We start from the raw sequence: 25,411 nt of genomic DNA on the forward strand, positions 1-25,411 counted from the left end.
ACGTTGTCGGGAACGGCCGACGATGGGTCAGGTTCGGCCGCGACCGCCGGGCCAGCTGCCAGCAACGGTGAGACCACCGCGGCGACCGCGGCGACAACCAGCATTTGCTTCATGGTGTGCTGCACTGCACACCCCCCTCTCAGTCAGACAACCGCTCTGGTTGCCACTGCAAGGTATATCAATGTGCTGACTGATATGACAAATCTGACGAGTCTGCTCTCCGTGCCGGCACGAACCGCGGGCCGTCGTACCCGTCGCGGGTGACGTGCGCCGTGAAGTCAGCGAGCGAGCGGACCCAGTGTCCCCGCTCCCCGTACAACGCCTGGTAGACGACGACCGGTTCCTCGGTCTCGACGTCACGGGCGACCAGCAGCACCTCGTAGTCGTTGCCCTTGAAGTGGCGGTACCGGCCAGGAGTCACGTCGTCGCTCACGCCCCGACACTAAGCGCTCCTACACTCGGGCCATGACCGAGCACGCTCGAACGGACCGCGGCCTCGACCGACTCGTCAACTTCTCGGACGCCACGGTCGCCATCGCGATCACGCTCCTGATCCTGCCGCTGGTCGACATCGCGAGCGAGATGTCCTCGGGCGAGAGCGCCGGCGACCTCCTCCGGGAGCACTGGCCCGCCCTGCTCGAGTTCCTCATCACGTTCTGGTTGATCTCGCGGTTCTGGATCCTCCACCACCAGGTCTTCGAGCACGTCCGCTCCTACAACGCCCGGGTCTTGCAGCTGAACTTCGTCTGGCTCATCAGCATCGTGTTCCTGCCCTTCGCCGCGAACCTGCTCAACAGCGGCGAGAACGACGACCGCGTGGCGCACGCCCTCTACCTCGGCAGCATGGTCGTGACGAGCTTGGCCCTCACCGGCATCGAACTCGTGCTCCGACGGAACCCCGAGTTGCTCTCGACTCCGCTGGGCGACTCGGCGCGGGGGCTCATCGCCGCCGGACTGCTGTCGCTCGCCCTGATCCTGTCGGTGGTGTTCCCGAGCATCGGCCTGCTCTGGGCCCTGCTCCTCGTGCTGCAGGGCACGGTCGCCCGGGTGCTCCGCCGAGTCTGATCGCGGTACGGTCAGCGCATGGGCCTGGGGGACGCGGAGACCGTACTGGCAAGCAAGAACGCGAACTTCGTCATCGACGAAGCGGCGGCGGAGGCCGGCCTCGTCCGTTCGATCGCAGCACCCGGCCCGTTCGGCATGCGCCGCCACGAAGCCGCGGGAGGCCGACTCACCCTGACCCCCGCGGTCCTCTGGTTCCGAGCGCACCCGTTCAACTTCGTCCGGCCGACGTTCGGCATCCCGCTCGACTCCATCGCGGAGCTCCACGACACCTCACGCAACGTCTCGCGGCAGATGCAGGTTGTCCTGCAGGACGGGCCGCGCCTGACCTTCGTCATCTGGGGCGTTCGAGCGTTCATCGAGCGGATCGACCGGGCGCGCGCCGCGCTCTGACGACACGCGAGCCCGGCCGTGTCACGTCGCCGGTCCTCCGCGTCCGGCGACCGCCGCGCGCCGCCCTGGGGGTCGGTCCCGGTCACTTGAATAGTATGCCTATCCTAGGCGCCGGCGACCGGCCGCCTGGCCGGCCGGTCGGACCTCCGACCCCAACCCCGACCCCGAGCCCCTCCACGATCGTCCGACCCCACCGAGACCGTCACGTTCGGTCACGTTCACCCCCGGACGCACGAGAACGACGTACCGTCACGGCATGACCGTCATCGTGGCCGTCGCCGTCCTGGCGGGAGTCCTCGCCCTCGCCACCGTGATCGGCCTGCTCCTGCGCGCGAGGACGGGCCGAGCGGTTCCCCAGACCGGCCGCGCGCGCAGCACCCACGCCAGCCCCGACCGCACCGTCGTCGACATCGCTTCCCCGACCGCCTTCGGCTCCCGCGCCACCCTCGTCCAGTTCTCGACGCCGACCTGCGCCCGCTGCCCCGCGACGGCCCGCCAGCTCGACAGCATCGCGGCCCAGCACCCCGGCGTGACCCGGCTCGAGATCGACCTCGCCGAGCACCCGCACCTCGCCACGCGCTTCAACGTCCTGCAGACCCCCACGGTCCTGCTCGTCGACGGTTCCCACGCCGTCCGCACCCGCTTCGGAGGGCCACCCCGCCCACCGGAGCTCGCCGCAGCCCTCAACACCGTCCTCACCGGCCCACAGGAGTCCCGATGACCACCGCCCCTGCCACAGCAGGCATCGACCCGCGCTCCCCACGCTTCGGAGCCGCGATCACCACGGTCCTGCTCGCCCTGACGATCGTCCTGACGCTGATCCCCGCAACATGGGTCGTCGGCATCGTCCTGCTCGCCGTCATCGTGGCGCTCTTCGCAGTCGGCGGCATCGCCGGCATCCGCCGCCACCCGTACGGCGCACTCTTCCGTCGCTTCGTCCGGCCGCGGCTCGCCCCGCCCGCCGAGCTCGAGGCGCCCGAACCGCCGACCTTCGCCCAGCAGGTCGGCCTGTTCGTCACCGCTGTGGCGCTGCTCCTCGCCCTGCTCGGCGTGCCCTACGCGGCACCGATCGGCGCCGCGGTCGCTCTGATCGCAGCCTTCCTCAACGCCGTGTTCGACGTCTGCATCGGGTGCCTGCTCTACGCGTGGCTGGTCCGCGCGGGCGTCTTCCGTCCACGACGCGGCATCGCCTGACGGCGGTCGACCGGGAGGCCCGGCTCACCTCCGCCCCGCCACCCGCGCTGCCGACATTTTCGATTCCAGAGCGGTGGGCCGGCCCCACGAGAACCACCAGCCCGACGGCGGAGGCTCCCCCCACAGCAGCCTCCGACGCCGGTCCGGTCAGACGGCGAGCGCCTGCTCACTGAGCGCGACGAGGTCGTCCGCGCGCAGGTTCGGCCAGCCGTGCAGCAGCTCCCGCCACCGGGCCGGCAACGACGACGCTCCGTACAGCGCACCCGCAAGCCCACCGGCGATCGCAGCGACCGTGTCGGTGTCGTTGCCGGTGCGCACCGCGCGGACCAGGGCGTCCTCGAGCGAGGAGCTCTGCTTGACCGCGGCGTAGGCGGCCTGCAGCGCGGACACCACCCACCCGTTCGACTCCGTGAAGTCCACGGGCTGCGAGTGCTCGGCCGTGACGATCCGGTCCACCCACAGCCGGCGCCGGTCGAGGTCGAGCAGGTCGACGCCACGCAGGAGGTCGAGCTCGCCGGTCAGCACCGCGTGCCGGATCGCCACGCACCAGAGCACGCACGCGTCCCCCGCGTCGGATTCGTAGTGCGTCAGGTCGCTGATCGCGCGAGCCGTCGAGGCGAGCCGTTCCTCTTCGCCGACGTCACCGCGCACGAAGGCGAGCACCAACGGTGCGGTCCGCATGAGCGACCCGTTGCCGGCGGAGCGGCCCTTGAACTCGTGCTCCTGCCGGGCCGAAGCCCTCGCGACGGAGGCGATCCGCGCCTCCAGACCGGTCAACACGTTGCGCGTCTGGATGCCGACGTCGGGCGCGTTGACCGACCACGCTGCCCAGGCGGCCACCAGGCCGTCAAGGGCTGGCTCCGACGCAGGGTCGCCGCCGCGGGCGACCGTGCGGAGGATCGGAACGGCCATGCTCGTGTCGTCGGTCCACTCCCCCGGCGCCCAGCCGAAGGAGCCGCCGCCGGTCATCGTGATCGGGGTCGGCTCGGGCACTGCCGGTCGGAACTCGTACCCGGCGCCGAGGGCGTCGCCGGCGGCGGAGCCGAGGACGGCGCCGACTGCTCGGTCGTGGATCTGCGGGGTGGTCATGTGGACCTCCGGATCGGGTTTGCGCGAGATTGCGTAAAACCGATCCTGCACCACTCGTCACGTTTGCGCAAGTGTGCGTAAACTCACCGGCATGACCGACGAGTACCGCGACGCGAGCGGCCGACGCCTGACGGACTACCCGCGACCCTCCGTCGCCGTGGACACCGCGGTGCTGACCGTACCCGCGGGCGGACCACTGTCCGTCGTGCAGGTCCGCGATGCCACCGAGGGCGACTGGCGACTGCCGGGGACGTTCGTGCACGAGGGTGAGCAGCTGGCTTCGGCCGTCTTGCGGTCGCTCTCCACGAAGGCGGGCGTGACGGGGCTCGCGCCGGAGCAGTTGCACGTGTTCGACGATCCGGCGCGGGACGACCGTGGGTGGGTGCTGTCGGTGGCGCACCTCGACGTGGTGCCGGTTCGTGCCCTGGACCTGGACGAGCCCCAGGTGCGACTGTCGCCGGTGGCCGAGGCGCGCGGGATGGTGCACGGACACGACGACATCCTCGAGTTCGCGGTCGCTCGGCTCCGGTCCGTCTACAGCGATGCCCCGGATCCGCACGGGCTGCTCGATGAGCCGTTCACGATGTCGGAGTTGCGGCAGCTGCACGAGGCCATCCTCGGCGAGCGCCTCCTGCCGGACTCGTTCCGTCGAGCGATGCTGCCGAAGTTGACCGCGACGGACACGAAGCGAGCGGACGGGCCGGGGAAGCCGGCGACGCGGTACACGGCGATCCGCTCGTAGGGTGGAGGCATGGGGGAACTCGAACTGACAGCACGCCGCGCCTGGCGACGGACGACCCTGCTCGCACTGATCGGAGCCGTCGTCGGCGCCGTCATCGGCTGGTCGCTGGCCACGACCGAGTCGGGCGCCGTCGCAGTCCTCACCGTCGTCGGCTTCGGCGCGTCCGTCGGTGGCCTGACCGGTACCTTCTCGATCCTCGCCACGACCATCGGGATGTCGACCGCGATGCAGGCCACAACGGCTGGGCTCTCCCCTGCCGGCAAGCGCATGGTGACGCAAGCGATCAAGACCGGCAGCCCGATGCAGCCGCCCGAGTCCGACCTCGCCCTCCGAGCACGCGAGCACGCACGACTGCTCTCCACCTACCAGCCGCTCGCCCTCGCGCAGTTCCTCCTGCTCTACCTCGGCATCGCTGGCGCCCAGTTCCCGATGCTCGCTGACGAGGACGTCTCCGGCTCGGCGTTCCCCCGGTTCCTCTGCGCAGCACTGCTCATCACCGCACTGATCATGACGCCGATCCTGCTGCGAGCGGTTCGTCGGTCGCGGCGGTACCTGCGGGCGGCGACCGTCGTGGCATCCCCGGCCCCGCAAGCCTGACGAGCACGGCCGCCCGGGTTCGCGTCCGCCGCTCATCGAGTGAGCAGAAAACGTCGAGTCCGCGGCGGCGACTCGACCTTTTCTGCTCACTGAACGCGCCAGCCCCACCGCGCAGCCACCCGGCCACGCGTAACACGCAATTTACTTTCACCCCTGGCGCTCACGCACGAAAGACGCTTTCATAGCGGGATGACGATCACCGAGCGAGCCGACCGGGTCGAGCGCGCCGACGCCTTCGCCCTCGTCCGCACCCAGTCGGCCACGATGCCGTCCAGCATGCGCGCCATCGCCGACGCCGTCCTCGAGGACCCGGCAGCCGCAGCCACCACGAACGCCGCCGAGCTCGCCGGCCGCGCGGGCGTCTCCCCCGCCACCGTCTCCCGCTTCGCCCAGCACCTCGGCTTCGCGAACTTCGCCGGCCTGCAGCGCAGCATGACCCGGGCCGTCGAACGGGGCATCCACGAGCGCGAACGCACCGAGATCCACGCCGGGGTCGCCGTCGACGACGACGTCGCCACCGTCATCGCGAAGGTCACCGAGGACGTCCGCGCCGTGATGGCCGACACCCGCGCCGCGCTCGACCCGCACGCCCTCGAAGCAGCGGCCGCAGCCGTGAGCAGTGCCCGCCGCGTCGTCCTGTACGGCGTCGGCGCGAGCGGCATCGTCGCGAGGGACCTGCACCTCAAGCTCGAACGCATCGGCATCGTGAGCTCGATCGCCGACGACCCGCACAACGCCCTGACCCTCGCGAGCGTCATCGGTGAGCACGACGTCCTCGTGCTCGTCAGCCACTCGGGCTCCACCACCGAGACGCTCGAGGTCGCCCACGCCGCCGCAGCCCAGCGCTCGACGATCGTCGCCATCACCGGCCACGCCAACGCCCCGCTCGCCACCACGGCCCACCACGTCCTGCTCGGCGTCGCCGGTGCCGAGAGCGCCCTCCGCCCCGCCGCCATGGGCAGCCGCATGAGCCAACTCGCCATCGTCGACGCCCTCTTCATCGTCGTCGCGCAGCGCACCGACGAGCGGTCCCAGCCGCTCCTCGCCCGCAGCCGCGACGCCGTCCGCACCCACCACCGGAACTGAGCACCACCATGACCACGAAGCACGACAGCCACGACGCACTCCGCGACGAACTCGCAGCCCTCACCACTGAGGCGACCGACCACTCGCTGGACGACATCGACACGATCTCCACGCTCGAAGCTGCCCAGCGCATGAACGCTGGCGACCGCAGCGTGCCTGCGGCACTGGGGCCGTGCCTCCCGGCCATCGCCCTGGCGGCAGACTCGATCGCCGCAGCCTTCGCGCGCGGCGGCAGACTCGTCTACGTCGGCGCCGGCACGCCGGGTCGGCTCGGCGTCCTCGACGCCAGCGAGTGCCCGCCCACCTTCGGCACCGACCCCTCGCAGGTGGTGGGGCTCATCGCCGGCGGCGACGTCGCCCTGACCACCGCCGTCGAGGGCGCGGAGGACGACGAAGCAGCGGCCGTCCGCGACCTCGACGCGCTCGGCCTGACGGCCGACGACGTGGTCGTCGGGATCAGCGCGTCCGGCAGGACGCCCTACGTCATCGCAGCCATCCTGGAGGCCCGGCGCCGCTCCGCCCTGTCGGTCTCCGTCGCGTGCAACCCCGACTCGGCCGCGGGGCGGGAGGCGGACATCGCCATCGACGTCGTCGTCGGCCCCGAGTTCATCGCCGGCTCGACCCGCCTGAAGGCGGGCACCGCGCAGAAGCTCGTGCTGAACATGCTCACCACGCTCGCGATGGTGCGCAGCCACAAGACGTACGGCAACCGCATGGTCGACGTGCGGGCCACCAACGCGAAGCTCATCGCGCGGGCGTTCTCGCTCGTGCAGGACGTCACCGGCGCGCCTTCCGCCGAGGTCCAGGCTGCGCTCAACGTCTCGAACGGCGAGGTGAAGACCGCCATCGCCGTGATCCTGACCGGTGTCTCGGCTGCTTCGGCCCGTGAGCGCCTCGTCGCTGCTTCCGGTTCCCTGCGCGCCGTGCTGTAGACCCCGTTCCCCTTCCTCCGCTTTCCTTCCGCTCGATTCCTTCCCCCGAGGAGCACAGCAATGCCCGATGCACAGCAACTCGCCCAGCAGATCCTCAACTCCGTCGGTGGCTCCGCGAACATCGCCGACGTCGAGAACTGCATGACCCGGCTCCGGGTCGAGGTGGCTTCTCCTTCCTCTGTCGACCTGCCGGCGCTTCAGGCCACCGACGGCGTCATGGCCGCCATCGCGGCCGGCTCGAACCTGCAGATCGTGCTCGGCCCGGGTCTCGTCGACCGTGTGGCCGTCGCCCTGGAGGCCCTGCGCGCGTCCGCCCCGGCGGCTGCGGCTGGTGGGGCTGGTGCGTCCAGTGCCGCTGCCGCGTCGGGTGCATCACCCGAGGAGCTCGCCGCTCGCGGCGCGTCGATCAAGGCCTCCGCGCGGTCCCGCTCCGACGGCCGCACGATGCGTGCGATCCGGAAGATCTCCGCGATCTTCATCCCGCTCATCCCCGCACTGATCGCCTGCGGTCTGATCGCCGGGATCAACGGCATCCTGACGAACCTGGGATGGGTGCCCGGGGTGACGCCGTTCCTCGGCGTGCTCTCGTCCGGCTTCCTGTCCTTGCTCGCCGTGTTCGTCGGGATGAACGCCGCGAAGGAGTTCGGCGGCACGCCCATCCTCGGTGGCGCTGTCGGCGGCATCATCGTCGCGGCCGGTGTCGCGAACGTGACCGTGTTCGGCGAGACCCTGGCTCCTGGGCAGGGCGGCGTGCTCGGTGCGCTGGCCGGCGGCATCCTCGCCGCCTACGTCGAGCGGTTCATGCGTCGAGTCACGCCGGACGTCATCGCGCTCATCGTCGTCCCGACCGTGACCGTCCTCGTCGCTGGGTCGATCACCCTCGGGATCCTGATGTCCGTCGCCGGAGTCGTCTCCGTCGCGATCGGCACCGCCGCCACCTGGCTCCTCGCCAACGGTGGGGCCTTCGCCGGCTTCGTCCTCGGAGGCTTCTTCCTGCCGCTCGTCATGACCGGCATGCACCAGGCCCTCACGCCGATCCACACCACCCTGATCGACCAGACCGGGTGGACCGTGTTGCTGCCCGTCCTCGCGATGGGTGGGGCCGGCCAGATCGGTGCGGCGCTCGCGCTCTGGATGCGCTTCCGTCGCAACGAGGCGCTCTCCCGCACGATCCGTGGTGCACTTCCGGCTGGGCTCCTCGGTGTCGGTGAGCCCCTGATCTACGGCGTGACGCTGCCTCTCGGTCGGCCGTTCATCACCGCGTGCATCGGTGGTGCGTTCGGCGGCGGTGTCGTCGGGCTGTTCGACCAGCTCGGGCACTCTGTCGGGGCGATCGCCATCGGCGCCTCGGACCTGTCCCTGCTCCCGCTGCTGAACGGTTCGTCCGGCTACGGATGGGCGCTGCTCGGGTACGGGTCGGGGCTCATCGTGGCGTACGTCGTCGGGTTCGTGGCAACGCTGCTGTTCGGGGTGTCCGACTCGGTGCGAGCCGACCTCGAGGCGCAGTCGTCCGCACCGTCCGGCGACCCCGCCGCTCCTGATGCGCCGCTCGACGTGCAGGTCACGCCCGCTGACTCCGTGGGAGCTGCACGCTGATGCGGTTGGGCGCGAGCGCGTACCTGGCGCATGGTCCACTGGCTGGTCCGACGTTCGCGGCCGCCGCGGCCGCGGGTGCGACGCTCGCGTTCACCTCGCTGCACATCCCGGAGGACTCCCCTTCGGGTGCCCGAGCCGCTGCGACCGCGATCGTGTCGGCTGCTGCGTCCTCGGGGCTGTCCGTCGTCGCCGATGTCTCCCCGAACACCGCTCGGTTGCTCGGGGATTCGCCGTGGGACTTCCTGCGGTCGATCGGAGTGGCCCGGGCGCGGATCGATTTCGGGTTCTCGGTCCCTGAGATCCTCTCGATCGCTGCCGTCTTGCCGATCGCCCTCAACGCGAGCACGCTGCGGGCCGCCGACCTGGCGCCGTTCGCTGACCTGGACGTCGAGCTGATCCACAACTTCTACCCGCGGGAGTGGACCGGGCTGGCGCTTTCGTCAGTGGCGTCGTCGGTCGCCGTTGCTCGGCAGTTCGGCTGGCGGGTCGGCGCGTTCATCGCCGGCGACTCCGTGCGGCGTGGGCCGCTCGGCGAGGGGCTGCCGACCGTCGAGGAGCACCGGACCATGCCGCCGTTGTTCCAGGCGTTCGAACTCGTCGATGTGGGCGTTGCAGATGTGTACGTCGGGGATCCGGCGCTGACTGATCACTCGTGGGAGCGGTTGGGGTCGTTCGTCCGGGATGACGTCGTCGTGCTCGACGGTGTTGCGGCGCCGGGTGTCCACCCGGTGGTCATAGAGGCGCTGGCGGTCCCCGATCGGAACCGGCCTGATGCGGCTGAGGCCATGATCCGGCTGGAGCATTCGCGGGAGCGGTTCGCCGGGTTGCCGCTGCCCGCGGTCGGTGGGCAGCCGAGACCCGCAGGGGCGGTCACCGTGCAGTTGACTTCGGCGGGGAGGTACTGCGGCGAGGTCGCGATCACGTTGCGGGACCTGCCTGCTGACGATCGTGTCGCCGTCCTCGGAGCACTCACCGTGCCCTTGGCGGCGTTGAGAGACCAGTCCCTCACAATCGTCCTCGGCTGACCCCGATTCCGCTGATCCTCGCGCCCATCCCACGAGGCGCCGACCTTCGACCAAGATTCCGGCAATGGAGCACTGGGAAGCGGATGACGCGCGGCGACGACACATGGCCCGATTCGGTCGTCGCGACACGGCGCCCGAGTTGGCTGTTCGCCGCGAACTGCACCGACGTGGGCGGCGCTTCTTCGTCGACCGGCGGGTGAGCGCGCGTTGTCGGGTACGGCCTGACCTCGTCTTCCCTCGCGCCAAGGTCGCGGTGTTCATCGATGGCTGCTTCTGGCACTACTGCGAGGAGCACGCCCACCTCCCGAAGGCCAATGCCGACCTTTGGCGCCGGAAGCTGCTGGCCAACCGTCAGCGCGATGCGCAGAACGAAGCGATCTTGGTCGCCGAGGGCTGGCGAGTCATCAGAGCCTGGGAGCACGACGACGTCTCTCGATCCGCAGATCGCGTGGAACACGAGCTCGAGCGATGGAGCTCGATCATCAACCGACGTCGCCCGTGTACAACGGAACGGTGCAGCAGACCATCGAAGTCGTCGCGGCAGTTCTGACACGAGCAGACGGGAAGATCCTCGTTTGCAGGCGCGCCGTGGGCCGCGCGTCGGCAGGGATGTGGGAGTTCCCCGGCGGCAAGGTCGAGAAGGGCGAGGGTGCCCGAGATGCCCTCAGACGAGAGCTCCGTGAGGAGCTCGCCATCGAGGGAGAGATAGGTGACTTGATCACTCGGGACACGACAGCTGTCGGGGACTTGCTGATCGACCTCGCTTGCTACCGCACGGCGCTGATCGGCGACGAACCGCTACGGAGTACCGACCACGACGAAATGCGGTGGACGAGCCCCGAACACTTGAATGGCTTGCACTGGGCGCTACCTGACCTGAAAGCGGTCGCCGCTCTGCGTCCAGGTCAGTCAAGCCCGTAACGTCGGCTCTCAGCCTTCTGCCAACGGCGATGATGGGCGAAGTACCGCTCCGTGGTCTCACTCCAAGCAGCGCAGGTCCGGCCGACTATCGCTTCCACGGCGAGGCCTAGGTCCGCGCTCATCGGAGTCCTCCGAGGACCGCGCTCGATCACTCCGCTCCGCCCGACCACCACGTAGCCGAGCTCGAACATCGAGTCGCACCCCAGCCGGCAAGCGGCCATCACCGTGTCTGTGCGGTGTCGTTCGGCGTTCGTCGTCTCGGCGCGTCGTTTGATGTGCGCAGTCACGAGCATCGCAACAGGAAGGTCACGGCCACAGAGGGCGCAGGGAGCCACGACATCGGCCCCGAACAAGTACCTCCGCAAGCGAGTCTGCTCGCCGCGGACTTGAACCACGACCTGTCGGTCCCCGCGGTAGTCGACAGTGGTTCCCGCTTCATCGAGCTCCGGCCAGGAGGTCAGCTGCGCTGCGTCGACCCGCAGCCCGACCTCATCCAACAACCAGTTCGCGAGAGAGCCCGTCACCTCCGACAGGTACACCTGCTTGACCGCGCCATCTCTCGAGAACGGCCAGCTCGTGACGTCCCGCTCGGTCCGTAGCTCGTGTGGGATGTCGGTGAGGACGATGGGAAGCTCCAGTTCCCGGATGCTCACTTGGAGCAGACGTCCGTCAACTGACCATGGCGTACTCGAGTGGTCGAACGGTGGCGGCCCGTCAAACGCCGGCCGGACAACCGTGCTCCAACCGCGGATCGCCTTGCGGGAGTAGTGGATGACCACGTCACCCTCGTCAGCGTCGAGCAAGCGATCCCAATGTGCGCGAGCAGTTCCCGTGCTCTGACCCGTTCTCGGACGCGAACGTTTCGGCGCCCAGAGCATACTTGCCTTCAGCTCTTCTTCGAACGTCTGCCCTTGGTTGACCCAGAAGATCCGCACGCTTGCCCCATCGCCCGTTTTCCTAACAGGTGAGAGGCTAACGAACGGAATTCCGAAGAGCCAAGTCCTCCGCGGCCCTCGATGCGGTCTCTGTGGTCTTCCGCTCAGCGCGGACCATCGAGCCGCAACAACATCGCCAAGTCGGCGAACGGGGCAAACACGTCACTCGAGTCCCACGGAGTGGCTTCTCCTCGAAGCCAGAACCCATGTCGTTGCAGAGCGCTCAGAGAAACTGCGCGAGGCGACGGCGCAACGCTGTGTCGGCCACGTAGACGTACGTTCCTCGGACACCGCGCGTGAGAAGCACCGAGTAGATGTTGCTCACGAAACGTTGGAGATCGCTGTCTGAGTACGAGATCCCGAGCCGCGGATTGTTCTCCATGCCTTTCTTGTCGAAGTAGTTCGACCGGTCGAACACCATCTCCTTCGAGACCGGGTCGAAGCGCATGTCAGGGCCGATGATGACCCCTACGTAGTTCAGGTCGTACCCCTGCACAGTGTGGATCGAGCCGACTTGGTCGACGGCACCCGGTGAGGTGATCCAGTCAGTCTGTGTCTGGTTCCACTGGAACTCGCGACCGTCGATCTCGATGTCGATGGCGCTCTTGTCGTGCTTGCTCTTCCACTTCCAGGCGTAGCCAGCGACGAGCCGTGAGAGACCCACTTCCTCATCGCGTGCCCGGATGGCATCGTGCATCTCACCCAGATCGTCGAACATGCGGAACTCGTAGTCGCCGAAGGTCCTCGGTTCTGGCGACTCCCCCCTCATGATCGCGCGCACGTAGGACACGTAGTCGGCTCCGCCCTGGACGCGCATCTGCGTGAAGAGCCGGTAGTGACGGTCATGCTGCCTCGCCGCGTTCACGAGGTCCTTCTGCAGTTCCTGCGGTAGGTCCGCAGGTCGGACACTCTGTTCCGAGTCGATCAGGAAGATCTGGTGTGTGCTCCGGTCGCGAATCCAGTCGACCTGCGTGAAGTGATCAGCGTCGGCACCGAAGAGCTGCTGATTGATCTCGCCGAAGCTCTTGTTCTGCAGTCCCGATGCCTGGTTCGCGCGGTGGTTCAGTCGGTGCGACTCGTCAACGACCAGCAGGTCCCACTTCTCAGTGCTCCTCCCGACTTCGAAGGGAGTGAGCACCATCGTCTTCTCGAGGCCAGGGGTCTTGCGGAACACCCTCTTCAAAGAGGAGCGGAGTGCCTGCTGCGGCACGACGAGACCGACACGAAAGCCAGCCAGCAGGTCACGGTTGTCCTCGGTGAAGTAGTCCGAGAACATCGAGTCACCGTCCACCTCGTCGACCCCGACGCCGTTCGCGATGTCCCGGAGCAGCTTGAGCAAGTAGACGGCGACGATCGTCTTGCCCGTGCCCGGGTCGCCCTGCACGACGATGGTGCTGCCGGAGCCGGCCAGCAAGTCGTCGAACAGCCCCTCGAGGATGTCCTCCATCACGACGGCCTGATCACGGTTGAGCGCTTTGAACGGCGAGAGCTTGAACAGCTCGCTGTTCTCGATCTCGGCGATGCTGCGTGTGAAGAGCTTCTGCTTGCGCAGCGCTTCGAAGATCTCCTCGAAGGTCTCTCGGTACCGCGCGCGGTCGTAGTAGTCCGCGTCCACGACGCCCTTGTTGCTGTTGAGGACCGTGTACTTGTCGTCCCCAGCGAACAGGCCGATGAGTTGCGACTCCAGGTCCAGACACACCGACTTGTTGAAGGTGCTGTCGAGCACAAGGCGCACTGCCTTCAACGACCGACGTTCCGCGGAGTCGAGGTGCTGCCGCATGCGGGAAGCCGTGTTGAGCGTCTCGCCGACGTACACACGCTTGCCGTCGTCGAGGATGTAGACGACCGGCCAGTTCAGGAACCGAGGATCCTCTTCGCGCCACAGCCGCAGGTGTGGCTCGTTGAACGGGAGCTGCGCGATGTCAAAGCTGGTCATACTTCGTGCTTCGTCCTCGGGCCTGGTCGACCGGGTACTTGTCCCGGGTGACGGCGAGCTTCTCGCGGATGATCTCCGCGGGATCGAAGCCGAGTCGATCGGCGAGGAGATGGCAGTAGGTCAGGACGTCCGCGAGTTCCGAACGGACTCGATCGACGTCGGCATCCGGGGCCCACTGGAAACACTCGAGCAGCTCCCCGGCCTCGATCGAGATGCTCTTCGCCAGGTTGTCCGGTGAGTGGAACTGCGCCCAGTCTCGCTCTTCAACGAACGCGCGAATTTCCACGCGCAACCCCTCATCCGTCATGTCGGCACGGTAGCAGGCAGTTGGCGTCACGCAGACGAGCGACGAGGGCGCGGAAACGCGGCTCCCACCCGAATGGGTGCTGGCCGGACTGGTCGCGTCACGCGAAGATGGACGCCGAAAACAGCCACGATGTGAGCGGAACACTCAGTGCTACGCAGAGCCGAGAACGTGTCGATGAGACACCGCGTGAACTTGTTCACGCGCAGGGGCCGGGTCGAACTGACCGTCGGACGTTCGACCTACTACGTGGGCGCAAACCTCCGGAAGGACGAGCTCAGCGAGGCCTTCGCTTCATCTGATCGCGCGCCGATCAAGATCGGCCGCGTGAAGGAACGCCAGTACTGGTGGTTCCGGAGCCGTTGGTTCTGGGACAACGACAACCTGCTGCCGGAGCAGGTCTTCGCGCTCCTCGAGACACGAGATCGGCGGCAGGCATCAACTATCGCTCGGGCGCACACCATCGCGAACAGCCCTTTGCAGCCCGTCGAGTACCGCCGCGGCGCAATCCCGAGTGACGTGAAGCAACTCGTCTGGGCTCGCGACGGCGGACGGTGCGGCACCTGCGGCTCGAACTCCGAGCTGCAGTTCGATCACGTCATCCCGGTGTCGCGCGGTGGAAGCAGCGAGCCGGAGAACCTCCAGGTCCTTTGCGGACCGTGCAACCGGCGCAAGGGCGTCGCTGTCGGTTGAGAGACGAGTGGCGGAGGACCTGGCGGGATCGAGAGACTGGACGGGTGACGCGCCCTGACCCCGCCCTCGCACGAACACTCCTCCTCATCACGACATTGATCACGATCGCATCCCTGGTCGGGCGCACTCAGAGCGATCGCGGTGGAGGATCAGCATCAGATGCACGAGACGACATGGTCGCTCTGGTCCAACAGACCATCCATGCCGCTGGTGGCGAATGGACACCCCTCTCGGACAAGCCAGCATCGTCAGAGTGCTCGACTGCGGAGAGCAAAGCAGGCGTCACGTTCTCATGGGACCAGGAGCGTCCCGGCACTCACGACCCAGAGTCGCTCATCCGCAAGGTCGAGAAGACGTGGAAGCAGGTCGACTACGACGTGACCATCCGGCGGGACACGATCGACGACGGTCGGCCGCTCTGGTCCGCGGTCACCACCGGCCAGGCCGTCGAGTCGATCTCGGTGTACGCAAGCCCTCGACGGGTGTCGATCGAGGTTCAGTCGCGATGCGGAGCGGGAGACGCCGCGGACTTCGAATGACGGCGGGCAAACCCGAGCGGTGATCGACAAGAGGCGCGGCACCAACCGGCACCGCGCCTCCCGTCCCTCACACCGTCGTCAACTCACCACGCCAACACGAACCGCCCCCGCGTCCCCCCAGCCTCCAACCGCTCATGCGCCTCCCCCGCCCGCGAGGCCGGCAACACCTCCGCCACCCGCGGCACCAACGTCCCGCCTTCGACCGCATGCCGCAGCTGCTCGAGCTTGTCGAACGACCGGTACTCCGAGAACACCGCCACCTGCTCGAACCGGATCCCCCGCGAGCCGTCCCCCGACCATCCCCGCACGTCCAAGAACACGCCCCCGTCTCGAACAGCATCGACGACGACCCCACGCTGCACCGCAGCGTCGGCGAGCGCATCGACCCCGTCCGGCACGAGCGCACGGACAGCGGCAGCGAACCCATCACCACGCGGCACGATGTGCGCCGGCCCGAGCGACCGCACCAGCGCTTCGTCCGCCGGAGCAGCGTCAGCGATGACGGTCAGCCCAGCGGCGACCGCGAGCTGCACCACGTAGTTCCCGAGCAACCCGGCAGCACCGGTCACAGCGAGCGTGTCCCCCCGCGACAGCCCCGCGAGCGACAGGATCTGCAGCGCGGTCAGCCCGTTCATCGGCACCGTCGACGCAGCCTCGATCGACGTCCCACGAGGGATCCGCGTGAACGACCCCACCGGCGCCACGAGCTCCTGCACGTACGCCCCGCCGTGCGTGCTGAGCGGCAACGCGATCGCCATGACCTCGTCGCCCACCTCCCACCCGGTGACGTCGGGCCCGACCTCGTCGATGACCCCGGCAGCGTCCATCCCCGGCACGTACGGCGGCGAGGCCTGCGAGCTGTCCCGCTGCCCGGCACGCACTCCCGTGTCGGTCGGGTTCACGGCGAACGCCTGTACCCGCATCCGCACGGACCCCGCACCGGCGTGCGGCTCCGGCACCTCGTGGACGGCGAGGGCCTCCGGCCCTCCGAACTGTTCGACTCCGACGACCTGCATCCTCCCGGTCTACGCGGACGTTGCTTGACGCAACCTGACGCGACCCACCATCGGACGGGAGGCACAGCGCCAGCCCGCCACGGGCCTCCAGCCCGTCAGGGGTGCGGTCCACGGCACGTGGTGCGCCATGCTGGCACGGTGCGTTTCGACGAACTCCTCACCCGGCCCGACGGCCCCGCGATCGCCGAGGAGCTCGCCGCGCTCCGCCGACCCGCGCGGTACGTCCTCGAGGGCATCCACCAGGAGCCCCGGCAGAAGCACTCGCAGTTCCGCGTCGACTTCGACGAGCCCGCGCAGACCTGGACGCTCGTCCGCCAGCGCGCCAAGCCGGTCTCCTACCGCGACGGCGTGCTGCACGACCCCGACGACGGCCCGATCGAGGTCTCGTTCGCCCGGAGCATGGTCCCGTCTCCCGTCGTCCGCATGGCCGTGCCCGATCTCATGCTCCGATGGGGCCGCGCCACGGACGACGTCCACCCGATCCTGGTCCAGCACATCGGCCAACACTCGATCCTGGTGACCTTCGAGCACGGCGAGGACCCCGCGTTCCGCTCGACGCTGGTGATCGACGAGCGCGACGGCATCGCCCGCCGTTCGTACGAGTACGGCGCGGCCACGATCATCACGAGCGTGCGGACCGCCGAGCCGGACGAGGTCCTGCCCCGCGCCCGCTTCGTGCAACCGACGGACTGGATCCGGCCGCAGTACTGAGACGGTGACGGTTCCGGTTCACGACCCCCGACGATCGCGAACCAGAACCGTCAGCGCTCCGGCACGAGAACACCACCGCCCGCCGAGAACGCGGGGCCCTCGGCCTCGAGGACGGCCCGGGGATCGCGGCCGTCCGAGGCGTCCGGCCAGCGCAACCCCGGCGCCACGGTGCCACTCCCCTGCAGGACCCGGTGTGTCCTGCGGATGTGGGTCCCCGCCAGGTGCGCGCCCACCGCAGCTTGCAGCGTGGTCTCACGGACGTCCATGGTCGCTCCCCAGCCGGATGAGTGACCGTCCTGCACCGGCCCACGCGATGAGCGCCGGGTCGTGGGTCGCCACGACGACAGCGCTGCCCGATGCACGCAGCGCGTCGAGACCGCTGCGGACGCGCGCCGCGCTCTCGGTGTCGAGCGACGCGGTGGGCTCGTCGGCGAGGACGAGTCGTGGCCGCTGCGCCAGCACTCGTGCGACGGCCACTCGCTGCTGTTCGCCGCCGCTCATCGTCCCAGCACGAGCATCCCGCCGACCACCGAGCCCGACGATCAGCAGCGCCTCGTCGATCCGATCGCTGAGTGCCGCCCGGGTGACGCCACGGAGCCGCAGCACCCGCAGGTTCTGGGCAACGGTCCACTCCGGCACGACGGCGTGGTCCTGCACGACGAGGCCGATGGTGTCTCGGCGCAGTCCACGCCGCTCCCCCTCGCTCGCCGTGTGCAGGTCAGTGCCGTCGACGACGACCCGACCCCGCGGCGGTCGTTCCAACCCGGCGAGGCAGCGGAGCATCGTGCTCTTCCCCTGTCCGGACGGTCCGCGCAGGGCAAGGGCCTGTCCGGCGCCGAGCTGGAACGTGATGTCGTTCCAGAGCGTCCGCCCGGCGATGTCGTAGCCGATCCCCTCGATGCTGAGTCGCTGGTGCTCGGTCATCGGCGTGGCCTCTCTCGGTGGTGTGTGGCGGCGAGCAGGACGGACAGCGCGACTGCGGTGAGCACGCCGACTGCCCCGGCCGTGCTGGCAGCGAGCAAGGCGCCGCTGCCGGCACCGGTGCCGTCGTCGCCGACGAGTACGGTCACGGCGGTGGTCCCGGCGGCGATGCCGCTCGCGACGAGCACGAACCGCGCGTGCTGCACCGCGGGATGCCGGCCGACCAGGAATCGCAGCCGTGCTGCTCGTCGATGCCGCGTCCGGTGGTCGGCGATCAGGGTGGCGGCAGCGAACAGGATCGCGAGCACCGTCCCGGCCGAAGCGGCGAGGATGACGGCGCGGGACGTCCGGACGGCCGCGAGCGCTCGTTCGAGCACGGCACCGACCCGGTTGATCTGCGTGACGACGTCGAGCAGGTCAGCGTCCGTGAGTTGCCGGACGAGCGCGGTCCGGTCGGCGAACCGGACCTCGCCGTTCCGGGTCGCGGTGCCGAGTCGGTTCGGCGGCAGGTCCCGCACGTCGGTCACCACGATGACGGGCACGTCCGCGCCGGTGGTGGTGCGTGGCAGCACCCAATCGATCCAGCGGTCAGCGGCGGCGACGATCGGTGCGGTCGATCCGACGACCTCGGTGTGGATCGAGACGACTCGGGGCGCTTGCTCGTCGTCCACCTCCCAGCCGTCGTCGAAGCTCTCCCGCACGCCGTCGGCGATCGCGGCGATGTCGGTCGCCACCGACTCGGGGACCAGCACGGTGACACCGTCACGGTCGTCCCCGACCAGCTGCTCCGCCCGGTCTCCGGCGACCAGCAGCGCGTCCTGCATGAACGTCGTCTGCGCCAGCTCGGCGGTACCGGTGGCGAGGGCAGCCAGCGCAACGCGCCCGAACGCGTCCTCGTCGGCGATTGAGGCCATCCCGACGCCCAGGACCACGTCGTCGCCGTCGGCGGCCTCGGAACGCAGCGATCGCTCGAGCTCGGAGGCCGTCCGCCCCTGCTCGACGAGGCCACTGGTGCTCACGGTCAGGATGCTGACGAGTGCGACACCGCACAGTGCCACGACGGCCGGGCGCCAGACCGGGGCCGCGAGGCTCGTCCACCTGCGGCGGCCGACGACGGAGCAGACGACGTGGAGTCCGACGACACCGACGAAGGCGGCGGGGAGCATCACTCCGGCGAGCCCGACGCTGAACGACCAGATCATCGGCGATGCCCCGCGGACGAGCAAGTAGACGGCGAGCGCCCCGCACACCACCAGGGAACAGAAGACGAGCAGCCCCGCTGTCTCGAGGGCTTCACGAGCGGCGATGCGTTTCGGTGACCATCCGGCGAGTCCGCGGAGCCGCTGTCGGCTGTCCCGCCGGTCCGACTCCGCGACCACGGCGATGACGACTCCGAGCGCGATGCACGCCACGATCGCCAGGACGCCGGGCTGCCCGATCACCGCTGGTGCCAGTACGCGGACCGTCGGGGTCGCGTCGACGAACTCGAACCCCGCAGTGCGCAACGCGTCGAGGAAGGCACCGACTTGCACGGCCGATCCGTCGACCGCGTACGACCAGACGATGACGGCGTCACCGATGTCGCTCGCCGGCCGGTTGACGACGTTCCCCCAGAACACCGGCGCTGGGACGGAGCCGGCGAACGAGTACGCGGTGACGGTGTCCGGCGCGCGGGAACGATCCGGCACGACGAGGGCGAGCGATACGTCGTGGTCCTCGGCCAGTTCCGTGAGCTGCTGGATGTGCTCCTGCTTGGTCGGACCGAGCGGCAGGTCGACCATGTCGATCGTCGTCCGGCCGGTGAGGTACCCGCTCGCCTCACCACTCCCGACCACGAACACGATCAGGCCGACGAGCAGGAGCGGTACGGCCGCCACCGCGAGGACGGTGGCGGCCGCGAAGTTCCGGATCAGTAGATCGCCCAGAAGACCTGATTGCCCCACAGTGCTTTCGGGCGGCTCGCGCCGGCGATCTTGCCCTTCGCGATCCGTCCCGACGACTTGGTCACGCCGGAGGACTTGACCGAGGTGCTGTGGGTGTACCGACGGTTGTCGTAGGCGGAGACGACCTGGTGGCCGATCACGCCGTACGACCACGTGCCGCCGCCGACGACGGTCGTGGCGTCGGTACCGAGGTCGTCGGCGGACGCGCTGCCGCCACTGGCGGTTGCGTCATCCGGAGCAGCGTGTGCGACACCGGCGCCGAGGACACCGCACAGCGTTGCAGCCGCGATGACGGCCGAGAGCTTTCTGAAGCGCTTCATGGAAGGGCCTTTCTGCTGGGGGAACGGGAGGGCCGCGTCGACCCCGCACCGAGCCAAGCAGAGCGACGCCAGAATCTGAAGTTCCGGATATCTCGAATACGACATGCTCGCGTCCTTCCCGCACCATCCCCCGATCGGAGGATGCAGCACCACCGCCCCCACCGATCCCCCGCGGCGCCCAACCGGCCAGGCTGGACCCATGCCCGAGTCCCCCGCCATCGAGGTCCAGCACCTCAGCAAGCAGTACGCCACCGGCAAGGTCGCCGTCGACGACGTGAGCTTCACCATCCAGCCCGGCGAGACCTTCGCCCTCCTCGGCCCGAACGGCGCCGGCAAGTCCACGACGGTCGAGATCCTCGAGGGGTACCGGTCCCGCTCGGCCGGCGAGGTCCGCGTCCTCGGTCACGACCCCGCACGCACAAGCCGCAGCCACAACGCACGCATCGGCATCGTCCTGCAGACCAGCGCCGAGTCCCCGAACGTCACGGTCGCCGAGCAGCTGAACCACTTCGCGACGCTGTACCCGAAGCACCGCAGCGCCGAGGAACTCCTCAGCGCGACGGGACTCGAGACCCAGCGCAACACCCGCATCGCCCGGCTCTCCGGAGGCCAGCGCCGCCGCGTCGACGTCGCCCTCGGCATCATCGGCCGCCCCGAGGTCCTGTTCCTCGACGAACCGACCACGGGCTTCGACCCCGAGGCCCGCCGCCAGTTCTGGGACCTCCTGCGCCAGGTGCAGTCCGAGGGCACGACGATCCTGCTCACCACGCACTACCTCGACGAAGCCGCCCAGCTCGCCGACCGGGCAGCGGTGATCGCCGACGGGAAGCTACTCGACATCGCGCCGATCGACGAGATCGGCGGCGCCGAAGCCCGCACACCACGGGTCCGCTGGCGCGACGGCGCCGGCGACCTGCACGACGAGCGCACGACCGACCCGACCGCGCTCATCCGCAGCAGCACCACGGCCATGCACGACCTCGAAGTCATCCGCCCGTCCCTCGAGGACGTCTACCTCGGAATGGTGGGCCAGAAGTGAACACCGCGACCAGCCGCATCTCGTACGAGATCCGCTCCTACTTCCGTGCCCCCGACGCCGTCTTCTTCACGTTCCTCTTCCCCATCATCATGTTGGCGCTGTTCTCGGTGGCCTTCGCGGACGCCGACCCGATCCGCGCCGTCGCCAGCAACGGCCGACCGATCAGCGTCGACTACGCCACCTACTACCTGCCCGGCCTGGTCGCGACGGGCATCCTGCTCTCCGGTACCCAGTCCCTCGGCGTCGACATCGCGACCGAACGCAGCGACGGCACGCTCAAGCGCCTCGGCGGCACACCCCTGCCGGTCCTGAGCTACTTCGTCGGCAAGATCGGCATGGTCCTCGTCACCACCATCGTGCAGACGGCGCTGCTGCTCGGGATCGCGAGCCTGGTGTTCGGCGTCGACCTGCCGACCGACGCGAGCAACTGGGGCGTCTTCGCGGGCGTGATGGTCCTCGGCATCGCCACCAGCTGCGTCCTCGGCATCGCGATCTCGGCGCTCCCCCGCGAGGGCCGCCGCGCCACGGCGACGATCGTCCCCATCGTGCTGGTCCTGCAGTTCATCTCGGGCGTCTACCTGCCCTTCACGCAGCTGCCCGACTGGCTGCAGAACGTCGCGTCCGTCTTCCCCCTGCGCTGGATGGCGTCGGGCATGCGGTCCGTCTTCCTGCCCGACGCGTTCGCGTCCGCCGAGCCGGGAGGCGCGTGGCACCTCGCCCTCGGAACGATCGTGTTGGTCGCGTGGCTGGTCGGGGGCACGGTGGCCTGCGCCCTCACCTTCCGCTGGAACCGCAAGGACTCCTGATGGCGCCGGGCAGGTGGGATGCTGTCGTCATGAGCGGTGAGACGTGGGTGCGCAACCGGTGGTTGCACGTCTTCTTCGCGGGCACGATGCTCCTCACCGCTGTGATCACCGCGCTCGGCTGGTCCCCGTGGTCGACCCGCTGGCCGGCCTACCTGGCGGTGGTGGTCCTCGTCGTGGCGTACATCGGGTACGGGCACCGCGGCTACGACAGCCCCCGAGCCGCCGTCGCGTTCCTGCCGCTCGTCGTCGTCGCCGCCCTGGTGCTGCCGGCAGCCGTACCGAGCACCGCGTTCGTGCAGTGCATCGTGTTCCCGCTCGTGTGGGTGCAGACGGAGCGCGTCCGCACCGCGGTCCTGTTGTCCGTCGCCGTCGGGCTCGCGAGCGGCATCGGCCTGCAGCTGTCGAGCGGCCCGGACGCGCTGGTCAGCACCATGCTCATCGAGGGCATCAGCGTGATCGGTGCCTGCGCGATGGGCGTGTGGATCTCGAGCGTCGCCGGTCTGTCCGAGGAGCGCCGCCAGCTCGTCGAGGAGCTCCGCGCCACCCAGCAGTCCCTCGCCGACGCGAACCGCACCGCAGGCATCGCGAGCGAACGGGAGCGCCTGGCCCGCGAGATCCACGACACCGTCGCGCAGAACCTCGCCGGGATCGTCATGCTCACCGAACGGGCTCGCGGCGACCTGGCGAACGACCGCTCCGATGCGCTGGAAGAACGACTCACCGTCCTCGAGGAGTCCGCCCGCGCCGCCCTCGAGGAATCCCGCACCCTCGTCGCAGCCGGGGCCGCCGGCATGACCCGCGACAGCCTCGCCGGCGCCCTCCACCGCCTCGCCGAACGGCACACTCGCGAGACGGGCGCGGTCGTCACGGTCGATGCCTCGTCCGACTGCGCACTGGACCGTGATGCGCAGGTCGTCCTGCTGCGGGTCGCCCAAGAGGCCCTCTCGAACGTCCGCGCGCACGCCGGCTCCGCCTCGGCGCAGGTCCGTCTCCTCCCGGAGCACGGGCAGACCGTACTGCGGATCACCGACGACGGCACCGGGTTCGACCCCGAGCAGCCCACGGCCGGGCACGGTCTGCGCGGGCTGCGGGAGCGCCTCGCCCTCGCTGGCGGCACCTGCACGATCACGAGCGCCCTGGGCCGGGGCACCGTCGTCGAGGCGACCCTGCCCACCGGAGCCGCCCCGGGCCTCCCGTCCGCCGTTCGCCACCCCGTGGCGGAGGTGACCCGGTGATCCGCGTCGTGGTCGCCGACGACCACCCGATCGTCCGCTCGGGCATCGTCGCGCTGTTGCAGGACGCCGACGACATCGACGTGGTGGGCCAGGCCAGCGATGGCCGCGCCGCGGTGTCCGTCGTGCTGGCGGAGCGCCCCGACGTCGTGCTGATGGACCTGCGGATGCCCGAGCTCGACGGGGATACGGCGACGGCGGAGATCCTCGCGGCCGAGCCGGGCGTCCGCGTCCTGATCCTGACGACGTACGAGTCCGACGACCAGATCCTCGCGGCGATCGAGGCCGGGGCCACCGGCTACCTGCTCAAGGCGGCCCCGGAGTCCGAGATCCTCGCCGGGGTGCGGGCGACCGCGCGGGGCGAGACGGCACTGGCCCCTTCGGCTGCCGCTGCGCTGGTCCGACGAGCAACGGGTTCGTCGGCCGTGGCAGCCGGCCCGTCGCTGACCCCACGCGAACTCGAGGTCCTGCAGCTCGTCGCCCAGGGCAACTCGAACCCAGCGATCGGGCGTGCACTGTTCCTCAGCGAGACGACGGTGAAGACGCACCTCGGCCACGTGTTCGAGAAGCTCGGCGTCAACGACCGCACCCGTGCCGTGACCCGCGCGATGGAACTCCGCCTGCTCCCCTGAACCCCGGTGCGCCGGTCATCGGGAGCGGGTGTACCGTCAGGTAGTCAGCATGCTGATCATCTGAGAGGACACGCACATGAGCGCCGCAGCCGCAGCTCCCACCAGCACCCCGGATCGCCGCCGGTGGATCGGTCTGGTCGTGATCAGCCTGGCGGTCGCGCTCATCATCGTCGACTCCACGATCGTGAACGTGGCGATCCCGAGCATCGTCGCCGACCTCGACATCGGTTCGACGCTCGTGCAGTGGGTGCAGGAGAGCTACACGCTGGTCTTCGCCGCGCTGCTGCTCGTCTTCGGTGCCGTCGCCGACCGCTTCGGTCGCCGGCGCCTGCTGACCATCGGCGTGATCCTGTTCGCGGTGGCGTCGGTCCTGGCGGCGCTGTCCCCGACGGGCGAACTGCTCGTGGCGTCCCGCGTGCTGCAGGGTGTCGGTGGCGCGATGGTCCTGCCCACCACGCTGTCGATCCTCAACGCGACGTTCACCGGCCGGGAGCGCGGCATCGCCTTCGCGGTGTGGGGCTCCACGATCGGCGGGATGGTGGCGGTCGGTCCGCTGCTCGGCGGCTGGCTGACGACGGACTTCTCGTGGCGGTGGGCCTTCGGCATCAACGTCCCGATCGTGGCGGTCATCCTGGTCGGCCTCGCGGTCGCCGTGCGGGAGTCGCGCGACGCCGAGCACACCGGCCGCATCGACCTCGTCGGCGCGCTGTTGTCCGTGATCGCGAGCGCTGCGCTGGTCTTCGGGCTGATCGAGGGTCGCACCTACGGCTGGTGGACTCCGTCGTCGACACCGTTCACGATCGGCTCGTGGTCGTGGGACGGCCCGGTCTCGCCGATCCCCGTCGCGTTCGTGATCGCGATCGCTGCCGGGGTGGCCTTCGTCGTCCGCTCCCGGCGCCGGCAGCGTGCGGGCCGGTCGACGCTCATCGCCCTCGACCTGTTCGGCATCGGCTCGTTCCGGAACGGCTCGATCGCGGCGCTCATCGTGTCGCTCGGCGAGTTCGGCATCATCCTGTCGCTGCCCCTCTGGCTGCAGAACGTCCTCGGCTACTCGGCGCTGCAGACCGGTTTCGTGCTGCTGGCCCTGGCGATCGGGTCGTTCGTCGCGAGTGGGTTCGCGGCCACGGTCGGACAGCGGATCGGGGCGCTCCCGATCGTGCGGATGGGCATCGGCGCCGAGATCGTCGGGGTGGCCGCGATCGGGTTCGTCACGACCTCGTCGACCCCGTGGTGGGCGATCGTCCCGTGCCTGTTCGTCTACGGCTTCGGCGTCGGACTCGCGACGGCCCAGCTCACCGGCGTCGTGCTGCAGGACGTCCCCGTGGAGCGCAGCGGCGAAGCCTCCGGCGCCCAGAGCACCGCGCGCCAGATCGGTTCGGCGCTCGGCATCGCGGTCCTCGGCACGGTGCTGTTCACCTCGACGGGCAGCATCCTGGAGCACCGCCTGCAGGACGCCGGCGTCTCGACCGCCCAGTCCGAGCAGATCGCCGACACCGTGGTGCAGTCCTCGGGCGGAGCGATCGCCGGCCTCGAGGGGCAGACCCGCGCCGACGCCGCCGAGGCGTTCTCCGACGGCACCCGCGCCGCCGCGTTCTCGGCCGCCGGCTTCCTGGTCATCGGCCTCGGTGCGACCCTGCGGCTCCGCGCCCCGCGCCGCCCCGACGACGACTCAGAAGCCGACGCCGATCGCGAGACCCGCGCCTGACCGGGGGCCTTCCTGCACCGCTGCTGACGGTTCTGGTTGACG

General features: G+C 69.5%; 30 protein-coding genes. 20 read left to right on the plus strand and 10 right to left on the minus strand.

Translation table 11 applies throughout. The annotated features are described in order from the left end of the window. Positions 1-178: 178 nt before the first annotated feature. On the minus strand, positions 179-433 hold the full coding sequence (locus EDF33_RS16850; protein ID WP_165918853.1) for a DUF1653 domain-containing protein: 255 nt from the start codon (positions 431-433) through the stop codon (positions 179-181). A 32-nt stretch (positions 434-465) separates the two neighbouring features. Between EDF33_RS16850 and EDF33_RS16855 the strand changes: the two genes are divergently transcribed. From EDF33_RS16855 to EDF33_RS16870, 4 genes are all read left to right on the plus strand, one after another. After that, positions 466-1,065, plus strand: coding sequence for a TMEM175 family protein (locus EDF33_RS16855; protein ID WP_132100629.1), 600 nt, complete (start codon positions 466-468; stop codon positions 1,063-1,065). A gap of 18 nt (positions 1,066-1,083) precedes the next feature. Then, positions 1,084-1,455: a hypothetical protein gene (locus tag EDF33_RS16860; protein ID WP_132100630.1), complete on the plus strand. Its 372-nt coding sequence runs from the start codon at positions 1,084-1,086 to the stop codon at positions 1,453-1,455. Between the two features lie 256 nt (positions 1,456-1,711). After that, on the plus strand, positions 1,712-2,176 hold the full coding sequence (locus EDF33_RS16865) for a thioredoxin family protein (protein ID WP_132100631.1): 465 nt from the start codon (positions 1,712-1,714) through the stop codon (positions 2,174-2,176). Then, positions 2,173-2,649 carry a DUF4395 domain-containing protein gene (locus EDF33_RS16870; RefSeq protein WP_132100632.1) on the plus strand — a complete coding sequence of 159 codons (477 nt, stop codon included), beginning with the start codon at positions 2,173-2,175 and terminating at the stop codon, positions 2,647-2,649. The genes EDF33_RS16865 and EDF33_RS16870 overlap by 4 nt, the downstream gene beginning before the upstream one ends. Positions 2,650-2,796: 147 nt before the next feature. On the opposite strand, the gene EDF33_RS16875 is transcribed toward EDF33_RS16870, so the two are convergent. Next, the gene (locus tag EDF33_RS16875; protein WP_132100633.1) at positions 2,797-3,738 is read right to left on the minus strand and encodes an ADP-ribosylglycohydrolase family protein; all 942 of its coding nucleotides are present in this window, start codon (positions 3,736-3,738) and stop codon (positions 2,797-2,799) included. A gap of 91 nt (positions 3,739-3,829) precedes the next feature. Here EDF33_RS16875 and EDF33_RS16880 point away from each other — a divergent pair, with 91 nt between their 5' ends. The 8 genes from EDF33_RS16880 (at position 3,830) to EDF33_RS16915 (ending at position 10,637) form a co-directional block, all read left to right on the plus strand. Then, positions 3,830-4,480, plus strand: a complete 651-nt coding sequence (locus EDF33_RS16880) for an NUDIX domain-containing protein (protein ID WP_132100634.1) — start codon at positions 3,830-3,832, stop codon at positions 4,478-4,480. Between the two features lie 9 nt (positions 4,481-4,489). Continuing rightward, complete coding sequence (locus EDF33_RS16885) at positions 4,490-5,077, plus strand: hypothetical protein (RefSeq protein ID WP_132100635.1); 588 nt, start codon at positions 4,490-4,492, stop codon at positions 5,075-5,077. Between the two features lie 189 nt (positions 5,078-5,266). Beyond that, a complete protein-coding gene (locus EDF33_RS16890; protein ID WP_132100636.1) occupies positions 5,267-6,163 on the plus strand; it encodes a MurR/RpiR family transcriptional regulator in 897 nt (298 codons plus the stop codon). Positions 6,164-6,171: 8 nt separating this feature from the next. Continuing rightward, positions 6,172-7,095: an N-acetylmuramic acid 6-phosphate etherase gene (murQ, locus tag EDF33_RS16895; protein WP_132100637.1), complete on the plus strand. Its 924-nt coding sequence runs from the start codon at positions 6,172-6,174 to the stop codon at positions 7,093-7,095. Between the two features lie 60 nt (positions 7,096-7,155). Beyond that, the gene (locus EDF33_RS16900) at positions 7,156-8,691 is read left to right on the plus strand and encodes a PTS transporter subunit EIIC (protein WP_132100638.1); all 1,536 of its coding nucleotides are present in this window, start codon (positions 7,156-7,158) and stop codon (positions 8,689-8,691) included. Continuing rightward, a complete protein-coding gene (locus EDF33_RS16905) occupies positions 8,691-9,716 on the plus strand; it encodes a MupG family TIM beta-alpha barrel fold protein (protein WP_132100639.1) in 1,026 nt (341 codons plus the stop codon). The genes EDF33_RS16900 and EDF33_RS16905 overlap by 1 nt, the downstream gene beginning before the upstream one ends. A 64-nt stretch (positions 9,717-9,780) precedes the next feature. Continuing rightward, the gene (gene vsr / locus EDF33_RS16910; RefSeq protein WP_123672538.1) at positions 9,781-10,266 is read left to right on the plus strand and encodes a DNA mismatch endonuclease Vsr; all 486 of its coding nucleotides are present in this window, start codon (positions 9,781-9,783) and stop codon (positions 10,264-10,266) included. Then, positions 10,230-10,637: a (deoxy)nucleoside triphosphate pyrophosphohydrolase gene (locus EDF33_RS16915; RefSeq protein WP_123672537.1), complete on the plus strand. Its 408-nt coding sequence runs from the start codon at positions 10,230-10,232 to the stop codon at positions 10,635-10,637. The genes vsr and EDF33_RS16915 overlap by 37 nt, the downstream gene beginning before the upstream one ends. Here EDF33_RS16915 and EDF33_RS16920 read toward each other — a convergent pair. From EDF33_RS16920 to EDF33_RS16930, 3 genes are all read right to left on the minus strand, one after another. Beyond that, positions 10,622-11,440, minus strand: coding sequence for a hypothetical protein (locus tag EDF33_RS16920; protein ID WP_123939295.1), 819 nt, complete (start codon positions 11,438-11,440; stop codon positions 10,622-10,624). The genes EDF33_RS16915 and EDF33_RS16920 overlap by 16 nt on opposite strands. A 355-nt stretch (positions 11,441-11,795) precedes the next feature. Beyond that, the gene (locus EDF33_RS16925) at positions 11,796-13,508 is read right to left on the minus strand and encodes a DUF2075 domain-containing protein (protein WP_123672535.1); all 1,713 of its coding nucleotides are present in this window, start codon (positions 13,506-13,508) and stop codon (positions 11,796-11,798) included. Further along, a complete protein-coding gene (locus EDF33_RS16930) occupies positions 13,495-13,815 on the minus strand; it encodes a nucleotide pyrophosphohydrolase (protein ID WP_123672534.1) in 321 nt (106 codons plus the stop codon). The genes EDF33_RS16925 and EDF33_RS16930 overlap by 14 nt, the downstream gene beginning before the upstream one ends. A gap of 186 nt (positions 13,816-14,001) precedes the next feature. On the opposite strand from EDF33_RS16930, the gene EDF33_RS16935 reads away from it, so the two are divergent. Together EDF33_RS16935 and EDF33_RS16940 are read left to right on the plus strand one after the other, a co-directional pair. Beyond that, on the plus strand, positions 14,002-14,505 hold the full coding sequence (locus tag EDF33_RS16935) for an HNH endonuclease (RefSeq protein WP_243692479.1): 504 nt from the start codon (positions 14,002-14,004) through the stop codon (positions 14,503-14,505). 173 nt (positions 14,506-14,678) lie between these two features. Continuing rightward, the gene (locus EDF33_RS16940) at positions 14,679-15,044 is read left to right on the plus strand and encodes a hypothetical protein (RefSeq protein ID WP_132100640.1); all 366 of its coding nucleotides are present in this window, start codon (positions 14,679-14,681) and stop codon (positions 15,042-15,044) included. Positions 15,045-15,127: 83 nt separating this feature from the next. Here the strand turns inward: EDF33_RS16940 and EDF33_RS16945 are convergent, their stop codons facing one another. After that, on the minus strand, positions 15,128-16,060 hold the full coding sequence (locus EDF33_RS16945) for an NADP-dependent oxidoreductase (RefSeq protein ID WP_132100641.1): 933 nt from the start codon (positions 16,058-16,060) through the stop codon (positions 15,128-15,130). Between the two features lie 138 nt (positions 16,061-16,198). On the opposite strand from EDF33_RS16945, the gene EDF33_RS16950 reads away from it, so the two are divergent. Next, positions 16,199-16,771, plus strand: a complete 573-nt coding sequence (locus EDF33_RS16950; protein ID WP_132100642.1) for a hypothetical protein — start codon at positions 16,199-16,201, stop codon at positions 16,769-16,771. A 50-nt stretch (positions 16,772-16,821) separates the two neighbouring features. Here EDF33_RS16950 and EDF33_RS16955 read toward each other — a convergent pair whose 3' ends face one another. Genes EDF33_RS16955 through EDF33_RS20260 form a run of 4 tightly spaced genes read right to left on the minus strand, consistent with a single transcriptional unit; the run spans position 16,822 to position 19,955 of the window. Then, the gene (locus EDF33_RS16955; RefSeq protein WP_123672529.1) at positions 16,822-17,037 is read right to left on the minus strand and encodes a hypothetical protein; all 216 of its coding nucleotides are present in this window, start codon (positions 17,035-17,037) and stop codon (positions 16,822-16,824) included. Continuing rightward, complete coding sequence (locus EDF33_RS16960; protein ID WP_132100643.1) at positions 17,024-17,695, minus strand: ATP-binding cassette domain-containing protein; 672 nt, start codon at positions 17,693-17,695, stop codon at positions 17,024-17,026. Before EDF33_RS16960 ends, EDF33_RS16955 begins: the two co-directional genes overlap by 14 nt. After that, complete coding sequence (locus tag EDF33_RS20255; protein ID WP_165918854.1) at positions 17,692-19,569, minus strand: hypothetical protein; 1,878 nt, start codon at positions 19,567-19,569, stop codon at positions 17,692-17,694. Before EDF33_RS20255 ends, EDF33_RS16960 begins: the two co-directional genes overlap by 4 nt. A 32-nt stretch (positions 19,570-19,601) precedes the next feature. Next, complete coding sequence (locus tag EDF33_RS20260) at positions 19,602-19,955, minus strand: lactococcin 972 family bacteriocin (protein ID WP_165918855.1); 354 nt, start codon at positions 19,953-19,955, stop codon at positions 19,602-19,604. Positions 19,956-20,154: 199 nt separating this feature from the next. Here EDF33_RS20260 and EDF33_RS16975 point away from each other — a divergent pair, with 199 nt between their 5' ends. The 5 genes from EDF33_RS16975 (at position 20,155) to EDF33_RS16995 (ending at position 25,369) form a co-directional block, all read left to right on the plus strand. Continuing rightward, complete coding sequence (locus tag EDF33_RS16975) at positions 20,155-20,994, plus strand: ABC transporter ATP-binding protein (RefSeq protein ID WP_132100645.1); 840 nt, start codon at positions 20,155-20,157, stop codon at positions 20,992-20,994. After that, positions 20,991-21,800 (plus strand): ABC transporter permease, encoded by an 810-nt coding sequence (locus tag EDF33_RS16980; protein ID WP_132100646.1) that lies wholly within the window; start codon positions 20,991-20,993, stop codon positions 21,798-21,800. Before EDF33_RS16975 ends, EDF33_RS16980 begins: the two co-directional genes overlap by 4 nt. 29 nt (positions 21,801-21,829) lie before the next feature. After that, on the plus strand, positions 21,830-23,035 hold the full coding sequence (locus tag EDF33_RS16985) for a sensor histidine kinase (RefSeq protein ID WP_165918856.1): 1,206 nt from the start codon (positions 21,830-21,832) through the stop codon (positions 23,033-23,035). Continuing rightward, positions 23,032-23,664 carry a response regulator transcription factor gene (locus EDF33_RS16990; RefSeq protein ID WP_132100648.1) on the plus strand — a complete coding sequence of 211 codons (633 nt, stop codon included), beginning with the start codon at positions 23,032-23,034 and terminating at the stop codon, positions 23,662-23,664. The genes EDF33_RS16985 and EDF33_RS16990 overlap by 4 nt, the downstream gene beginning before the upstream one ends. 76 nt (positions 23,665-23,740) lie before the next feature. Next, a complete protein-coding gene (locus tag EDF33_RS16995; protein ID WP_132100649.1) occupies positions 23,741-25,369 on the plus strand; it encodes a DHA2 family efflux MFS transporter permease subunit in 1,629 nt (542 codons plus the stop codon). The last annotated feature ends 42 nt before the right edge of the window (positions 25,370-25,411 follow it).

Origin of the sequence: Curtobacterium sp. PhB146 (genome assembly GCF_004342995.1) — a bacterium.
Taxonomy (GTDB): domain Bacteria; phylum Actinomycetota; class Actinomycetes; order Actinomycetales; family Microbacteriaceae; genus Curtobacterium.

What these genes read in the sequence shown, in the direction of transcription:
- EDF33_RS16925 (WP_123672535.1), bottom strand. Translation starts at nt 13,508, where the DNA reads ATGACCAGCTTTGACATCGCGCAGCTCCCGTTCAACGAGCCACACCTG.
- EDF33_RS16890 (WP_132100636.1), top strand. Translation starts at nt 5,267, where the DNA reads ATGACGATCACCGAGCGAGCCGACCGGGTCGAGCGCGCCGACGCCTTC.
- EDF33_RS16905 (WP_132100639.1), top strand. Translation starts at nt 8,691, where the DNA reads ATGCGGTTGGGCGCGAGCGCGTACCTGGCGCATGGTCCACTGGCTGGT.
- EDF33_RS16870 (WP_132100632.1), top strand. Translation starts at nt 2,173, where the DNA reads ATGACCACCGCCCCTGCCACAGCAGGCATCGACCCGCGCTCCCCACGC.
- EDF33_RS16985 (WP_165918856.1), top strand. Translation starts at nt 21,830, where the DNA reads ATGAGCGGTGAGACGTGGGTGCGCAACCGGTGGTTGCACGTCTTCTTC.
- EDF33_RS16860 (WP_132100630.1), top strand. Translation starts at nt 1,084, where the DNA reads ATGGGCCTGGGGGACGCGGAGACCGTACTGGCAAGCAAGAACGCGAAC.
- EDF33_RS16975 (WP_132100645.1), top strand. Translation starts at nt 20,155, where the DNA reads ATGCCCGAGTCCCCCGCCATCGAGGTCCAGCACCTCAGCAAGCAGTAC.
- EDF33_RS16855 (WP_132100629.1), top strand. Translation starts at nt 466, where the DNA reads ATGACCGAGCACGCTCGAACGGACCGCGGCCTCGACCGACTCGTCAAC.
- vsr (WP_123672538.1), top strand. Translation starts at nt 9,781, where the DNA reads ATGGAGCACTGGGAAGCGGATGACGCGCGGCGACGACACATGGCCCGA.
- EDF33_RS20260 (WP_165918855.1), bottom strand. Translation starts at nt 19,955, where the DNA reads ATGAAGCGCTTCAGAAAGCTCTCGGCCGTCATCGCGGCTGCAACGCTG.
- EDF33_RS16880 (WP_132100634.1), top strand. Translation starts at nt 3,830, where the DNA reads ATGACCGACGAGTACCGCGACGCGAGCGGCCGACGCCTGACGGACTAC.
- murQ (WP_132100637.1), top strand. Translation starts at nt 6,172, where the DNA reads ATGACCACGAAGCACGACAGCCACGACGCACTCCGCGACGAACTCGCA.
- EDF33_RS16875 (WP_132100633.1), bottom strand. Translation starts at nt 3,738, where the DNA reads ATGACCACCCCGCAGATCCACGACCGAGCAGTCGGCGCCGTCCTCGGC.
- EDF33_RS16865 (WP_132100631.1), top strand. Translation starts at nt 1,712, where the DNA reads ATGACCGTCATCGTGGCCGTCGCCGTCCTGGCGGGAGTCCTCGCCCTC.
- EDF33_RS16995 (WP_132100649.1), top strand. Translation starts at nt 23,741, where the DNA reads ATGAGCGCCGCAGCCGCAGCTCCCACCAGCACCCCGGATCGCCGCCGG.
- EDF33_RS16960 (WP_132100643.1), bottom strand. Translation starts at nt 17,695, where the DNA reads ATGACCGAGCACCAGCGACTCAGCATCGAGGGGATCGGCTACGACATC.
- EDF33_RS16900 (WP_132100638.1), top strand. Translation starts at nt 7,156, where the DNA reads ATGCCCGATGCACAGCAACTCGCCCAGCAGATCCTCAACTCCGTCGGT.
- EDF33_RS16930 (WP_123672534.1), bottom strand. Translation starts at nt 13,815, where the DNA reads ATGACGGATGAGGGGTTGCGCGTGGAAATTCGCGCGTTCGTTGAAGAG.
- EDF33_RS16955 (WP_123672529.1), bottom strand. Translation starts at nt 17,037, where the DNA reads ATGGACGTCCGTGAGACCACGCTGCAAGCTGCGGTGGGCGCGCACCTG.
- EDF33_RS16940 (WP_132100640.1), top strand. Translation starts at nt 14,679, where the DNA reads ATGGTCGCTCTGGTCCAACAGACCATCCATGCCGCTGGTGGCGAATGG.
- EDF33_RS16885 (WP_132100635.1), top strand. Translation starts at nt 4,490, where the DNA reads ATGGGGGAACTCGAACTGACAGCACGCCGCGCCTGGCGACGGACGACC.
- EDF33_RS16945 (WP_132100641.1), bottom strand. Translation starts at nt 16,060, where the DNA reads ATGCAGGTCGTCGGAGTCGAACAGTTCGGAGGGCCGGAGGCCCTCGCC.